Origin of the sequence: Snodgrassella sp. ESL0323 (assembly GCF_013346865.1) — a bacterium.
Classification (GTDB): domain Bacteria; phylum Pseudomonadota; class Gammaproteobacteria; order Burkholderiales; family Neisseriaceae; genus Snodgrassella; species Snodgrassella alvi.
On record NZ_JAAEDT010000017.1, the window covers coordinates 1 to 13,904 of the forward strand.

Here is a 13,904-nt window from a genome sequence, read left to right on the forward strand (position 1 = left end):
GAGAAACATCTAAGGTATTTAATGCTTCAATAAATTCGGCCTCATTTTTAATCAGCCAATCCATTGGTAACTTCATCATAATATCTATTAGCTTAAGTTCATCCTCATAAGCAAGATAAGATGGTCTGTTTTCCAAAAAATTATTAAGTATATTTTCATTCATAAGTTAATAGTCTGAACTATCTAATGGAATATGTGCCAAATTTGGATTATCTTTAAATTTTCCCCATGTTCCATCTGTTCTATAAATCTTTTTATCTTCCTGGTTTGTGCTCTTAGTAGTCTGACCAGAATACATTATTGACTGGTCAGTCTACTGGTGCATTAGGGTATATATATCATGTCCATGTGCTTAAAATCTATCACCTTAAACTTTGAACTATCATCTGGAAAATGATTGAGATCAAACTTCTAAATATCTGGTATTCCTTACTGTTTGGGCTCTGCCTCTGTATTTGCCATCTTGATACTTCTTTTATTAACTAGTTCAGAAGGATCAGTTGAGGATTTAGTAAAACCATCGGCTGCATTTTTATGCCAATGAAGAGAGCTGACAAAAGATGAGATTGACCGGCATTTACACCCTGAAAAATATCTGCCAAATACAGAAAAAATGGCGTTAAAACGCAAAAATGCATTTAACCTGAGCCGGTGTCAGTTTCTAACCATGACAGAACTGGAATTAGGCAAAAACAAAGACGCGCTGGTAGCTGCTATGTCAAAAAACTATACAGGCAAAACCTTAATTAAACTGAGTAATTATATCCTAAAAAATTAGGTTTTCAGTCTGAAGAATAATGAACTATGGCAGTTTCTAACGGTAACGTTAAATGTTGAGCGGGACAGGCTATTTATCATATGGAAAGATGCTAAAGCTGATACATAAGCGGTTTAAAAGATTGCGCCAGCATAAATGCTGGCGCGGTGTAAAAAAATTAGTAAATGGTGCGAAGTTTTCGCCGTCCTACATAATCTGTTTTTAATAATAAAAATAAAATATTTTAAATATAAAATTATTATATCTACTATTTATTTAAAATTATCGTATTAAATGTAGTAAAAATGCAGGATTCATTTTATCAATTAGATATCTTTCATTAACACATTCAATAACAAATATTATTGTATTTTTTATTTCATTGGGAGCATCACATAGTCCTTTTATCTCCAACATAAAGCACTCATCTCTACAAATATTGACTTTGGTCATTCCTTCTTCAGGAAATCTAACTCCAGACATACAATCAATAAGTGCATTTACATTTTTTCCACAAAAATCAGGAAAACCAAATAACAAACTTAATTCATTATGTAAAGAGTCAAAATCCTTTATATTTGAAAGATCTAAAGTTATTGCTTTCAATTCCATTATTTCCAGCCTCCCAAATCAATTTCTATAAATGATTCATAATGATCATGACTATAAATAAGCTTTATTTGTTTGGGTATCAAAAACTATGCGTCGTTTTTCATTAGTACCCACATCAGGTGTCTTAACTGTCCATTCAGTATAAGGACCACTGCCAGTATTTAGGCGTTGGCTACTAGGATCTATGGTATGACCGTTCTGATAAACTTTTCCATCGTTTGTATACTTAGTTTTTCCAGATTTCACTCTATCAATTGTCATTTGGAGTTCGAGCATGTCTAGTTTATTCATGTTATAACCCCATTTTTCTTTGACAATTGCATGAAATTGTTTAAGTTTTTTAGCAAAATGCTCACATCGAAAATCAAAAGGATCGACCCAAATCAGCGCATTCGGCGCATACTGATACAGATTAATGTCTCCGGCCAACCCAATCAGATCAGGCTGGGTAAAGCAGTCTGTATCCGGATCGTAGTACCTGAAAGTATTGTAGTGCAGTCCGGTTTCTCTGTCTAAATACTGCCCCTGATATCTCAGGTTCTGTTGTATCTCTCTATGAGCAATCTCCTGTACCGGTTTACCCCACAGCTGCTATAAGCATTCCCAGACGATTTCACCGGCTTCATCCGTCAGTTCCTCCGGTATACCGTTCAGGTTGGTATTGAAGTAGTAGATGTATTGTTCCTGATTACCGGTCCGGTCTATTCGCGCCAGCGGTTCATAGCTGTCTTCACCGGTATACAGATACAGGCTCTGGTTTGTCTGCACTGCTTTCCTGAATCATCTGCAGCCCGTTTCACAGGAAAGTGATGCGGTTACCGGGTTGGTTTGTAAGCTATGGCTGCAAGATTAATTTGACATAAACAGGTCTTTAATAACCATTTGTAATTGAAAAATATCACTCAGTTGCCTGAAATTATCATTAGTCTTTTAGATTAAAACCTTTGATATGATTATCAATAAAAATCTGTCTTAACTTATTTGAAATAACTACACAGCTTGTATACTCTTCACATCTAGCCACCCAAAAATCCTCTGTTACATCCTGCCTGAAAACAATACTACTGAATAGCCTTATTTCATTAGGTGTACCAGCTAATATATACCTACTTTCAGATTTATCCGTATCTATACATGATATTGAACGCAACGGATTAAATACTTTAAAACCATAATGGCTCTGGCCATTGATAATCACAATTGCATCAAGCAGCTGCACCTCTTTTACGAATTCTTCATTATTTTCCAGTAAAGTAGCCAGTCGCGGTGAAATAAAATCAGGACCGTCACTCATATAATAATCATAAGACAGTAATCTTTTTTCACTTATTTTTTTATTCAAGGTAAAAATTAAGGGATTTTTTAAATGAATTTCCTGGCATTGCATTAAATCAACTATTGAAATTTCCTCTTTTTTAAATTGAAACCAATAGCTATTCGGATAATCATCACTACACCTTAGTTCATATATCATCTTAACATCCTTTGGATCCTTTAGATCGGATTGAATTTTTGTTCAAAATCACTTTTCCATTACGTAAACTTACTCTTTGCTGCTTAAGTAAGTTGTCTAAAGTTTTTTACTGTTCCTCTGTCTATTTACATCAGCTGTTTTCACAGGGTAATAATAGCCGCACCGCTTTCTTGAGTCATTTTTAGCCTATCTAACAAGAAATTAGTGCGTTCACAGGATGGGTTTAGCGTAAGCAAGCATAGTTACATTATCACTTACTTAAATCTTCTGCATAATTGTTTAAGGAGTAACTAGCTATGAGATATATTTATTATTCAGATATCTGTATTTATGATTATTCGAAAACTATATCTTTAATATTATTCTCGATGCAAAACTGCTTTAATTTATCTGAAATAACTATACAACTTGATCCTTCACATTTAGCCATCCAAAAATTTTCAATGATATCCTGCCTTAAAACTATTTTAGTAAATAATCTTGGTCCATCAGGCTGACTATCTAGCATCGGCATGCTTTCAGATTTATCCGTATCTATACATGGTATTGAACGCAGTGGATTAAATACTTTAAAACCATAATGGCTCTGGCCATTGATAATCACAACTGCATCAAGTAATTGCACCTCTTTTACGAATTCTTCATTATTTTCCAGTAAAGTGGCCAGTCTGGGGGAAATAAAATCAGGGCCGTCACTCGAATAAATATTATAAGACAGTAATCTCTTTTCGCTTATTTTTTTATTCAGGGTAAAAATCAAGGGATTTTCTAAGTGAATTTTTTCGCATTGCATTAAATCTGTTATGGAAATTTCCTCTCTTTTAAATTGAAACCAATAGCTATCCGGATAATTATTTGTAAGTTTTAGTTCGTATATCATCTTAACATCCTTTAGATCGGATTGAATTTTTATTCAAAATCACTTTTCCCTTACGTAAATCTGCTCTTTGCTGCTTAAGTAAGTTGTCTAAAGTTTTTTTACTGTTCCTGTGTCTATTTACATCAGCAGTTTTCACAGGATAAATATAGCCACACCGCTTTCCTGAGTCATTTTAGCCTATCTAACAGGAAATTAGTGCGTTTGCAGGATGGGTTTAGCGTAAGCAGGCATAGTTACATTACCAGTTAGTTAAATCTTCTGCATAATTGTTTAAGGAGTAACTAGCTATGAGATATATTATTCAGATATCTGTATTTATAATTATTCGAAAACTATGTCTTTAATATTATTCTCAATGCAAAACTGCTTTAATTTATCTGAAATAACTATACAGGCTTCATCTTCTAAACATCTAGCCATCCAAAAATCTTCTGTGATATTCTGTCTTAAAACTTTTTTAGTAAATATCCTTGGTCCATCAGGCAGACTATCTAGCATCGGCGTGCTTTCAGACTTATCCATATCCATACACGATATTGATCGCAGTATATTAAATACTTTAAAGCCATAATGACTCTGGCCATTGATAATCACAATTGCATCAAGCAGCTGCACATCCTTTACAAATTCTTCATTATTTTCCAGTAAAGTGGCCAGTCTGGGGGAAATAAAATCGGGACCGTCACTTGAATAAATATTATAAGACAGTAGTCTCTTTTCACTTATTTTTTTATTCAAGGTAAAAATTAAGGGATTTTTTAAATGAATTTTTTCGCAATCCATTAAATCAGTTATGGAAATTTCCTCTCTTTTAAATTGAAACCAATAGCTATTCGGATAATCATCAGTAAGTTTTAATCTGTATATCATCTTAACATCCTTTACCTTTAGATCGGATTGAATTTTTGTTCAAAATCACTTTTCTATTACGTAAATCTGCTCTCTGCTTCGCAATTAGTTTGTCTAGAGCTTTTTGTTGTTCCTGTGTCTATTTATATCAGTGGTTTTTACAGGAAAGTGGTACGGTTACCGGGTTGGTTTGTAAGCTATAGCTTCAAGGTTAATTTATGTAATAAAGTGCTTTAATAACTGTTGTAATTGATGAATATCATTCAGTTGCCTGAAATTATCATTAGTCTTTTAGATTAAAACCTTTGATATGATTATCAATAAAAATCTGTCTTATCTTATCTGAAATAACTACACGGCCATTATCTTCTAAGCATCTTGCCATCCAAAAATCTTCTGTTACATCCTGCCTGAAAACTATTTTGGTAAATGATTTTGGTCCATCAGGTAAGTAACTTAATAAAGGCCTACTTTCAGACTTATCCATGTCTATACAAGATAAAAAACGCAACGGATTAAATACTTTAAAACCATAATGGCTCTGGCCATTGATAATCACAATTGCATCAAGCAGTTGTACCTCTTTTACGAATTCTTCATTATTTTCCAGTAAAGTAGCCAGTCGCGGTGAAATAAAATCAGGACCGTCACTCATATAATAATCATAAGACAGTAATCTTTTTTCACTTATTTTTTTATTCAAGGTAAAAATTAAGGGATTTTTTAAATGAATTTCCTGGCATTGCATTAAATCAACTATTGAAATTTCCTCTTTTTTAAATTGAAACCAATAGCTATCGGGATAAACATCACCACACATTAAATCATATATCATCTTAACATCCTTCGGATCGGATTGAATTTTTGTTCAAAATCACTTTTCCCTTACGTAACTCAGCTCTCTGCTTCGTAGTTAAGTAGTCATCTAAAGCTTTTTTGTAATTAACCTGGGTCCAGTTATTTTTTTCTCCTAATTCAACTAACCTATTCATTTCACGTTCTGTTGCTTTTTTATATTCAGGATGAGAACCCCTGTGAATCATTCGGGTAGGATGGACATCTTCCGAAGTCGGCAGATAAATAATATTATTACTTGCATGAATATTTGCGCCAGCTCTTTTAATCAATTCATGATTTCGCAATTGCTGCGGAATAATATGGTGTTTCTGATAACCGGGAATACTGGGCATATTATAATATGTCCAGTTTTTTAAGCCCCACGGATCAATCCAAATCAGCGCATTTGGCGCATACTGATACAGATTATAGCCACCCAGCAATCCAATCGGATCAGGCTGAGTAAAGCGGCCTATATCCGGATCGTAGTACCTGAAAGTATTGTAGTGCAGTCCAGTTTCTCTGTCTAAATACTGCCCCTAATACCTCAGGTTCTGTTGTATCTCTGTATGAGCAATCTCCTGTACCGGTTTGCCCCACAGCTGGTATGAGCATTCCCACACAATTTCACCGGCTTCATCCGTCAGCTCCTCCGGCATGCCGTTCAGGTCGGTATGGAAGTAGTAGATGTGTTGTTCCTGATTACCGTTTCTGTCTATCCGTGCTAGCGGTTCATAGCTACCTTCACCGGTATACAGATACAGGCTCTGCCGTTTGTCTGCGCTGCTTTCCTGAATCATCTGCATCCTGTCCCACAGGAAGGTGGTGCGGTTGCATGGCTTGCCGTCACGGTCCAGCCGGTGTTTTTCAATCCGCCGGCCGAGGACATCGTAGCCGTAGCGTTCAGTATGGTTCAGCTGTTCGATACACACTTCGGTCAGGCGGTGTTCGGCATCGTAATGGTAATACTGGGTACCGCCGGCGGTTTGTTTGCTGCGCGTACGTCCGTATTCGTCGTAGCTGTATTTCAGTCCGCGGAAGCTGAGCAGCTGATTAAAGCGAATCAGGTTTTAGTTGCTATTTTCTTCACTGTGTCTTCATATAATGACATCTGTGCGAATATGGCACTATCCAATTTTATACTAATAAAAATTAAAATTATCTTAATTAAATATCTTTATTCATGTATATTGCCGATTTTATTATTAATCCAGAAAATCATCTAGTTCAAGATAATAAATCACAGCCTCTATTAAATCGTCTTCAGAGGCATTAGGGTGATGGTCCAGTTTATTAGAAATAATATCTAAAAATGTTGCGTACTCCAGCCAGGCTAGATATTTATCTTCCTGTTCTTCCATATCATCATCTTCATCTCTCGTTTCAGAAAGATAATAGTTAGCTGATTCAATGCATTTTTTTGTATCATCAAAATCTAAATCAACATAAATATAACATGCCTCATAATAAGAAATATTTTTAGAAATTTTCAATAAATTAGTAAATCCTGTTGCAGTCTTCATATTTGCCTCACTTTCTACATGTTGTTCCGCCACCCCATTTTTTACGGCCACAACCATCGGGAAGTTGGTGCGGTTGCATGGCTTACCGTCACGATCCAGCCGATGCACCGGCCGAGGGCATCGTAGCTGTAGTCGTAGCGTTCTTCAGTATGTCGATACGCACTTCGGTTAGCCGGTATTCGGCATGGTAATGATAATACTGGGTACCGCTGGCGGTTTGTTTGCTGCGCACATGCCTATGCGGTATCAGTTTAGTTTCAAGGTGGTAATAAACAGTTTACCACCTGATTTTAAATCCAAAATTTATTATTTCAGCATTGTTTTTCTGATGTTGCCAACGTGCACATTCTTATTATTGTAATTACAATTTAATTTTTTATTCAAAAATCCCTTCTTCTAAAAATCCTTCTTTTTTTAATGTTGCTATTCTTTCACGATCTTTTTCAGTAAGTTCTAATTTTTTGAATTTTTCTAATAATTCACGCCCTTTTTCAGAAAGCTTAAATTTTTTTAAATATATTGGTATTGATCGTTCTGGCGGCAACAAAATGCTTTTAGGATCTTTAAACCAAATGTTTAATGATTCATCTGGAAAAGGAATATTCGGATTTTCAAATTCATCTTCACTTGGATCATAATCATCATCATCTTCTAATTTGGTAATCATTGATAAAAATTGATCAAAGGAATCTGCTACAAATCTTAAATTGGTATTTTGTTCCAGGTATCCGTTTATTACTTTCGGATCAAAATACAGATCGTTAACTTCGTGATCCCAATGATAAATTTTGCCATTCGGATGTAAACAAAGTAAATCTCCATAATTCACAGTTGCTATAGCAATATGCTTTTCAGGTATTCTATTCAGATACCCATAGTTTGTAGCAATTAAATCTTCATCTTCTTTTTTTGAGAAGCCTAAAATAACTTCGAGCGGTAATTCTTCCCCTTCACAGTCAATACCATAACAAAATTCCATGTTATAAAAATCAATCACGTTATATTGTTTTAAAAAATTAATATAAGAACTGTGTGATTTTTTTTCAATTTTAATTTCGAAATCAGTTTATCAATATCTTCGGGTACTTTATATTTTGATTGGAACATTTTATTTCCTTTAACGTTTATCCATGAATAAGTTCTGATGCACCACCTGTATGAGGAAAGTTTTTATGTAATTCAGCATCAAGAAGTATCAATGTCCCTTTATCAACATGATGCCACACTTTTCCTGGCGGAGCCTTATATATATCCTCTTTTTTATCACCTTTGTATCCAATCTTTTCGTTTGCTATTTTGTTATCGTGTCTCCTATCACCATTAAACCTTTTTGATTTTACTTGTGCTTCCTTATACGGGCTGAAATCCGGATTACCATATTTATCATACGTTACCGCTCGACCTTTATGGTCGTAGAAAGTAATAGATCCATCCGGATGATATGTTGTTCTGGAATGATCTAAATGCTTGTTCTTTGAGGAAGGCATTCGTTTTTTTCTGGCAGTACCACATTTAGCCCATCCCCACGGATCGATCCACATAAACGCATTGGGCGCATACTGATACAGATTGAGTCCAGGGAAATACTGTTATGGTAAGACACCTTGGCAAACTTGGGTAGAGACAAAAGGACTGGCTAAAGAAAAGCAGCTAGAGAATTTATTTTACTCATCAGACAGTCATTGTGTTAGAACGAATGCCGATGAGTAGGTAGTATTTGTCAGATTAAGTTTGAGCTAGTACACATAAGTATAAATAGTCATTGAACTTCAACTGTACCAACTAGTTTAGGTCCTTCATAAATATTCATCATAAATCCTTTCTTAAGTAAAAAGCTTGGTGCATCTTCCATTAAAAAATAGGCTTCTCCTAAACCTATTCTTTGAGTGGATTCTACTAGCTCGTAACTTTTAACATTTAATACTAATGACCAAGATGAAATATCGCCATTTTTACCTTCCATTGGTTTAGTAATAACATAGTATTTTATATTTAGGGGAAGAGTTTTTTTTCCACCTTGTTGTATAGGGGTCCAATAAATTTTGACATTAGCTCTGCAATTTTCCATTTTGTTTCTCCTCGTTAACATTTTGGTTGATGTATATATTTACTCCATTTAGGCTTTATTTTAGCCTTATTAAGGACTACATTATCAATAAATCTAGCTTTTCCTATACCATCTAATCGAGGATTTTTATAGGCTGCATCTGCTATATTATCAGGAACGCTAACCTGAACGACACGGAAATCACCACCATGTCCCATTTTTTCACCCCATGTAACAGCATCTTTATAGGACTCAGCAAACCATTTTCCTTCTAAGGTGCTTGGAGGTGATGTCCACTTTCCAGTTTTCATTAATTCATCGTATTCTGCAAGATTCATACCTCTATATAAGAGCATTAAACCAAGTGGATCAATCCAAGTTAACCCATTAGGCGCATACTGATACAGATTAAACCCACCCAGCAGCCCAATCGGGTCTGGCTGGGTAAAGCGTCCTATATCCGGATCATAGTACCTGAAAGTATTGTAATGTAAGCCGGTTTCTCTGTCTAAATATTGTCCCTGATATCTGAGGTTTTGCTCTATGGGTTCGTGTTCGATTTCATGAATCCGCTTTCCCCATAACTGAAAGCTACATTCCCACAGTATTTTACCGTTTGCATCGGTAAGCTCTTCCGGACAACCGTTCAGGTCGGTGTGGAAATAGCGGATATGTTGTTCTTGGTTGCCGTCTGTGTCTATCCGCGCCAGTGGTTCGTAGCTGTTCTGATCTGTATAGATATATAGGCTGGTGGGGTGATTCGAGCCGGTTTCCTGAATCATTCTTAAGCCGTCCCACAGGAAGCGGGTACGGTTGTAGGGTTGGCCTTCGCGGTCTATCTGATGTTTTTCGATACGCCGGCCAAGGGCATCGTAAACGTAGCCGTAACGCTGACTGCGGCCTGTTTGCTCAATGCGTACTTCGCTCAGGCGGTGTTCAGCATCGTAGTGGTAGTGCTGGGTTGTGCCGATGGTCTGTTTGCTGGCAGTTCTGCCGTGCTCGTCGTAGCGGTAGTGGTGTCCTCTGAAATGCAGGAGCTGGTTACAGCGAATCAGGTTGTGATTGCTGTAGTCTTCTCTGTATTTGCTGTCCAGCAGGTTGGCAGCGGCATCGTATTGCAGGGTTTCCCAGTATCTCTGATTACGGCAGCCTTCGATTCTGCCAGTGTGATCATAGCGGTAATCGGTCTGCCCGTGTTTGCTGTGTTTTTTGCTTACCAGCCGGTCGAGGTTGTTACATTAAGAATTATGCTAATCATTAGAGTTTGAGCTAATACATACAATTATCCTATTGGAACATCAGCTTTTATATGTCCATGACCATAGACTTTTATTTTTTAATTAACTTTTAGTTTTTCGAATTTTAGCTAAACCTTTTTCTAGGCGACTTATATTTTTATACTTATCGGGAACTGTACTTTTAGCGAGATATTTATACCATTCATCTACAGTAGTTTTGAATAATTCTAAACCTTCTTGAGTAACATTTGACATCTTAATAACAGTATCAGTTTTTAATTTTCCTGCATCATCAAAAGGCTCAATACCAATTAATAATTCATTATTTTTTAAAAAGTTTAATAAGGCTGTTGAACTTTGAATAATATCCTCTTGCCATTGCTTACTTTTATTTCTTGTAAGCAATAATGGAATATTATGTAAGGTAAAATCAATTTTGCTCATTACTTTACTCCAATAACAGTTGATACATCATCTAATTGTATTAATTGACCGGTATTTTTATTTTTCACAAAAACTCCCCCAGCTTCACGGATTCTTTCTTCTTTCGCTATCTGTGGTCCTTTATTTAAAGCACCGGTTCGACTCGTGACCTCAACAGGCCTCCATTTCCCATCTTGCCCTTTAACTACAAAATCGATTCTACGTCGTTCACCTGTTAAAGGGTCTTTAACTGATTTACCCTTGTTATCTCTTAAATAACGTTCACTTAAAACATTTTCCTTGCCATAACGTTTTTCCAATATATCTTTCGCCCTCTGTTCACGCTTCATACCTGCTTTTTTGTTTGGTATACATGCCCACCCCCACGGATCAATCCAAGTCAACCCATTAGGCCATACTGATACAGATTCAAGCCACCCAGCAGCCCAATCGGGTCTGGCTGGGTAAATCTACCTATATCCGGATCATAATACCTGAACGTATTGTAATGTAAGCCAGTTTCTCTGTCTCAATATTGTCCCTGATATCTGAGGTTTTGCTCTATGGGTTCGTGCTCAATTTCATGAATCCGCTTTCCCCATAACTGAAAGCTACATTCCCACAGTATTTTACCGTTTGCATCGGTAAGTTCTTCCGGACAGCCATTCAGGTCGGTGTGGAAGTAGCGGATATGTTGTTCTTGGTTGCCGTCTGTGTCTATACGTGCCAGTGGTTCATAGCTGTTCTGGTCTGTATAGATATACAGGCTGGTGGGGTGATTCGAGCCGGTTTCCTGAATCATTCTTAAGCCGTCCCACAGGAAGCGGGTACGGTTGTAGGGTTGGCCTTCGCGGTCTATCTGATGTTTTTCGATACGCCGGCCAAGGGCGTCGTAGACGTAGCCGTAACGCTGACTGCGGCCTGTTTGTTCGATGCGTACTTCGCTCAGACGGTGTTCGGCATCGTAATGATAGTGCTGGGTTGCGCCGATGGTCTGTTTGGTCTGAGTTCTGCCGTGCTCGTCGTAGCTGTAGTGGTGCCCTCTGAAATGCAGGATCTGGTTACAGCGAATCAGGTTGTAGTTGCTGTAGTCTCCTCTGTATTTGCTGTCCAGCAGGTTGGCAGCGGCATCATATTGCAGGGTTTCCCAGTATCTCTGGTTACGGCAGCCTTCGATTCTGCCAGTGTGATCATAGCGGTAATCGGTCTGGCCGTGTTTGCTGTGTTTTTTGCTTACCAATCGGTCGAGGTTATCGTACTGGTAGCTGCGTTCGATGAGGATATCAGGCAGGATGGGATTCTGATTGCGCTGTATCTGTTTGCGTTGCAGCCGGCTGTTGCGGTCGTATTTGAACTGGGTGTTCAGGCGTCCCTGAGTGCGTAATATTTCGCGATACAGGTGGTCGCGCTCGATGTCGCTGATAATCTGTCCGTCTAGGTTAATCTGGTGCAGATGGCCGGAACCATAATACAGTTTGTTGATGGTGCGCCCGACGGCATCGCGTTTGAAGCGGTGTTCGATCTGATGCGGGCTGCCGGCTGCAAAACGCACGCTGCTGACGTTGTCGAGCAGGTCGTAGCTCAGCTGCTGTCTGCGCCCGTCCAGATCGGTCTGTTCGGTCAGGCGGTCGCCGGCATCATACTGAAACCGGTACTGTTCGCCGTTTTCGTTGGTCAGGGCGGTAAGGCGTCCGTAAGCATCGTAGCTGAAGCCGAGCTGACGGCCGGCAGCATCGATGCGGGTGTGTACCAGTCCGCGCGGGTCGCGCTAGTAGTGGGTGCTGTGGCCGGCAGGGTCGGTATAGGTCAGTAGCTGGCCGGAACTGTTAAATAATATGGAATATATAGCATAATTTTCTATATGATTTTTGTACTAAGTATGGGATATTTACAATTATCAAATGGAAAAATATATATACATTTGAACTATTCTATTCTTTTTTTCAACTTCCTAATTTCAGGTGTCAATGCAAAACAATCCTCTATTGGTTCTCCATCTAATGACCAGTAGCTTATCAAATCTATATATTCTTTATAATTATCGAAAAGAATATTTAATGCCTTGGTAATAATTTCATCACTTGGACTTAATCCAAAAGACAATAAATCGTTAATGACATCAAGCGATAAAATCATTAATTCTTTTTTTTCTTCCGATGAATATTTATTTTGTAAATAAGCAGAAATATATTTATTTAGCCATTCTTTCGTTCGATATTCATCGGGTAATTCATAAGCCCAATCCTGAGTAAATCGATCACCAAGTGGTAAACCAAGATCATCACATAGTCTTTTATTTTTTTGCATATTCATCCCTATTAATTTGGATACGATGAATTAAATGGAAATGATGTTCGTACCGAACCATCGGGTTTTACAACTACCCTTGCCATATCAGGAAATATTTCTGTCCCATCTGGTAAATAACCCCGACCCTTTATATTTTGGGGTAACGGTACATCATGTACACCAGATCCTTTTTTAGCGACATTAGCAATAAATTCAGCGGCTAATTTATCGTCATCATATTGACCTATTTGATGCCCTTTACTTCTTGCACGATCTTTTAATTGATTAGATTTTACCTTTTGTCCATGATCTGAAAAAGTATGACCATAGGTTGGTTTACTTTTTGGGTTGCCCCATTTAAAATTTCCACAACTCCACCCCCACGGATCAATCCAAGTCAACCCATTAGGCGCATACTGATACAAATTAAACCCACCCAGCAGCCCAATCGGGTCGGGCTGGGTAAAGCGTCCTATATCCGGATCATAGTACCTGAAAGTATTGTAATGTAAGCCGGTTTCTCTGTCTAAATATTGTCCCTGATATCTGAGGTTTTGCTCTATGGGTTCGTGTTCGATTTCATGAATCCGCTTTCCCCAAAGTTGATAGCTACATTCCCACAGTAATTCGCCGTTTGCATCGGTAAGCTCCTCCGGACAACCGTTCAGGTCGGTGTGGAAGTAGCGGATATGTTGTTCTTGGTTGCCGTCTGTGTCTATCCGCGCCAGTGGTTCGTAGCTGTTCTGATCTGTATAGATATATAGGCTGGTGGGGTGATTCGAGCCGGTTTCCTGAATCATTCTTAAGCCGTCCCACAGGAAGCGGGTACGGTTGTAGGGTTGGCCTTCGCGGTCTATCTGATGTTTTTCGATACGCCGGCCAAGGGCGTCGTAGACGTAGCCGTAACGCTGGCTGCGGCCGTTTGCTCAATGCGTACTTCGCTCAGGCGGTGGTCGGCGTCGTAGTGGTAGTGCT

Annotated in this window: 22 protein-coding genes and 3 pseudogenes; 3 read left to right on the top strand and 22 right to left on the bottom strand. The window is 38.1% G+C overall.

All coding sequences use genetic code 11. The annotated features are described in order from the left end of the window. Positions 1–613: 613 nt before the first annotated feature. A complete protein-coding gene (locus GY065_RS06595; protein ID WP_174833538.1) occupies positions 614–778 on the top strand; it encodes a hypothetical protein in 165 nt (54 codons plus the stop codon). A gap of 261 nt (positions 779–1,039) precedes the next feature. Here the strand turns inward: GY065_RS06595 and GY065_RS06600 are convergent, their stop codons facing one another. The 10 genes and pseudogenes from GY065_RS06600 to GY065_RS13020 all read right to left on the bottom strand — a co-directional run bounded on the left by GY065_RS06600 (position 1,040) and on the right by GY065_RS13020 (position 6,341). After that, the gene (locus tag GY065_RS06600) at positions 1,040–1,369 is read right to left on the bottom strand and encodes a barstar family protein (RefSeq protein WP_174833539.1); all 330 of its coding nucleotides are present in this window, start codon (positions 1,367–1,369) and stop codon (positions 1,040–1,042) included. 51 nt (positions 1,370–1,420) lie between these two features. After that, the gene (locus GY065_RS13005; RefSeq protein ID WP_256433032.1) at positions 1,421–1,957 is read right to left on the bottom strand and encodes an RHS repeat-associated core domain-containing protein; all 537 of its coding nucleotides are present in this window, start codon (positions 1,955–1,957) and stop codon (positions 1,421–1,423) included. 3 nt (positions 1,958–1,960) lie between these two features. Further along, positions 1,961–2,137 carry an RHS domain-containing protein gene (locus GY065_RS13385; RefSeq protein ID WP_202984054.1) on the bottom strand — a complete coding sequence of 59 codons (177 nt, stop codon included), beginning with the start codon at positions 2,135–2,137 and terminating at the stop codon, positions 1,961–1,963. A 154-nt stretch (positions 2,138–2,291) separates the two neighbouring features. Beyond that, positions 2,292–2,843, bottom strand: a complete 552-nt coding sequence (locus GY065_RS06615; protein ID WP_174833540.1) for an imm11 family protein — start codon at positions 2,841–2,843, stop codon at positions 2,292–2,294. A gap of 334 nt (positions 2,844–3,177) precedes the next feature. Beyond that, positions 3,178–3,723 (bottom strand): hypothetical protein, encoded by a 546-nt coding sequence (locus tag GY065_RS06620; protein WP_174833541.1) that lies wholly within the window; start codon positions 3,721–3,723, stop codon positions 3,178–3,180. A gap of 321 nt (positions 3,724–4,044) precedes the next feature. Then, positions 4,045–4,593 (bottom strand): hypothetical protein, encoded by a 549-nt coding sequence (locus GY065_RS06625; protein WP_174833542.1) that lies wholly within the window; start codon positions 4,591–4,593, stop codon positions 4,045–4,047. Between the two features lie 262 nt (positions 4,594–4,855). Continuing rightward, positions 4,856–5,407 (bottom strand): imm11 family protein, encoded by a 552-nt coding sequence (locus tag GY065_RS06630; protein ID WP_174833543.1) that lies wholly within the window; start codon positions 5,405–5,407, stop codon positions 4,856–4,858. Position 5,408: 1 nt separating this feature from the next. Beyond that, the gene (locus GY065_RS13015) at positions 5,409–5,810 is read right to left on the bottom strand and encodes an AHH domain-containing protein (protein ID WP_371731947.1); all 402 of its coding nucleotides are present in this window, start codon (positions 5,808–5,810) and stop codon (positions 5,409–5,411) included. Further along, positions 5,796–5,936 (bottom strand): annotated as a pseudogene (locus tag GY065_RS13390) (RHS repeat-associated core domain-containing protein); the annotation flags it as partial. The pseudogene GY065_RS13390 and the gene GY065_RS13015, both read right to left, overlap by 15 nt. Before the next feature lie 12 nt (positions 5,937–5,948). Continuing rightward, positions 5,949–6,341 carry an RHS domain-containing protein gene (locus GY065_RS13020; protein ID WP_202984056.1) on the bottom strand — a complete coding sequence of 131 codons (393 nt, stop codon included), beginning with the start codon at positions 6,339–6,341 and terminating at the stop codon, positions 5,949–5,951. On the opposite strand from GY065_RS13020, the gene GY065_RS13025 reads away from it, so the two are divergent. Further along, complete coding sequence (locus GY065_RS13025) at positions 6,318–6,635, top strand: hypothetical protein (protein ID WP_202984057.1); 318 nt, start codon at positions 6,318–6,320, stop codon at positions 6,633–6,635. The genes GY065_RS13020 and GY065_RS13025 overlap by 24 nt on opposite strands. Here GY065_RS13025 and GY065_RS06640 read toward each other — a convergent pair. From GY065_RS06640 to GY065_RS13450, 5 genes are all read right to left on the bottom strand, one after another. Next, a complete protein-coding gene (locus tag GY065_RS06640) occupies positions 6,615–6,989 on the bottom strand; it encodes a hypothetical protein (RefSeq protein WP_202984058.1) in 375 nt (124 codons plus the stop codon). The genes GY065_RS13025 and GY065_RS06640 overlap by 21 nt on opposite strands. A gap of 319 nt (positions 6,990–7,308) precedes the next feature. After that, positions 7,309–7,986 (bottom strand): SMI1/KNR4 family protein, encoded by a 678-nt coding sequence (locus GY065_RS06645; RefSeq protein WP_174833561.1) that lies wholly within the window; start codon positions 7,984–7,986, stop codon positions 7,309–7,311. A gap of 70 nt (positions 7,987–8,056) precedes the next feature. After that, positions 8,057–8,473 carry an HNH endonuclease gene (locus tag GY065_RS06650; protein ID WP_174833544.1) on the bottom strand — a complete coding sequence of 139 codons (417 nt, stop codon included), beginning with the start codon at positions 8,471–8,473 and terminating at the stop codon, positions 8,057–8,059. A 218-nt stretch (positions 8,474–8,691) separates the two neighbouring features. Next, positions 8,692–9,000: a hypothetical protein gene (locus GY065_RS06655; protein ID WP_194241840.1), complete on the bottom strand. Its 309-nt coding sequence runs from the start codon at positions 8,998–9,000 to the stop codon at positions 8,692–8,694. A gap of 14 nt (positions 9,001–9,014) precedes the next feature. Further along, positions 9,015–9,761, bottom strand: a complete 747-nt coding sequence (locus GY065_RS13450; RefSeq protein WP_174833545.1) for an RHS repeat domain-containing protein — start codon at positions 9,759–9,761, stop codon at positions 9,015–9,017. A 39-nt stretch (positions 9,762–9,800) separates the two neighbouring features. Here GY065_RS13450 and GY065_RS06665 point away from each other — a divergent pair, with 39 nt between their 5' ends. Continuing rightward, the gene (locus GY065_RS06665) at positions 9,801–10,247 is read left to right on the top strand and encodes a hypothetical protein (protein WP_174833546.1); all 447 of its coding nucleotides are present in this window, start codon (positions 9,801–9,803) and stop codon (positions 10,245–10,247) included. A gap of 72 nt (positions 10,248–10,319) precedes the next feature. Here the strand turns inward: GY065_RS06665 and GY065_RS06670 are convergent, their stop codons facing one another. The 7 genes and pseudogenes from GY065_RS06670 to GY065_RS06700 form a co-directional block, all read right to left on the bottom strand. Next, positions 10,320–10,661, bottom strand: coding sequence for a hypothetical protein (locus GY065_RS06670; protein ID WP_084390580.1), 342 nt, complete (start codon positions 10,659–10,661; stop codon positions 10,320–10,322). Then, positions 10,661–11,044 carry a hypothetical protein gene (locus GY065_RS06675; RefSeq protein WP_174833547.1) on the bottom strand — a complete coding sequence of 128 codons (384 nt, stop codon included), beginning with the start codon at positions 11,042–11,044 and terminating at the stop codon, positions 10,661–10,663. Before GY065_RS06675 ends, GY065_RS06670 begins: the two co-directional genes overlap by 1 nt. Next, positions 11,041–11,157 (bottom strand): annotated as a pseudogene (locus GY065_RS13585) (RHS repeat-associated core domain-containing protein); the annotation flags it as partial. The pseudogene GY065_RS13585 and the gene GY065_RS06675, both read right to left, overlap by 4 nt. 12 nt (positions 11,158–11,169) lie before the next feature. Then, the gene (locus tag GY065_RS13590; RefSeq protein WP_174833548.1) at positions 11,170–12,192 is read right to left on the bottom strand and encodes an RHS domain-containing protein; all 1,023 of its coding nucleotides are present in this window, start codon (positions 12,190–12,192) and stop codon (positions 11,170–11,172) included. Positions 12,193–12,234: 42 nt separating this feature from the next. Further along, positions 12,235–12,393, bottom strand: a pseudogene (locus tag GY065_RS13595) (RHS repeat protein); the annotation flags it as partial. 173 nt (positions 12,394–12,566) lie between these two features. Further along, positions 12,567–12,947 (bottom strand): hypothetical protein, encoded by a 381-nt coding sequence (locus tag GY065_RS06695; RefSeq protein ID WP_037473648.1) that lies wholly within the window; start codon positions 12,945–12,947, stop codon positions 12,567–12,569. 11 nt (positions 12,948–12,958) lie between these two features. Beyond that, positions 12,959–13,729 carry an RHS repeat domain-containing protein gene (locus GY065_RS06700; RefSeq protein WP_198219154.1) on the bottom strand — a complete coding sequence of 257 codons (771 nt, stop codon included), beginning with the start codon at positions 13,727–13,729 and terminating at the stop codon, positions 12,959–12,961. Positions 13,730–13,904 lie beyond the last annotated feature (175 nt).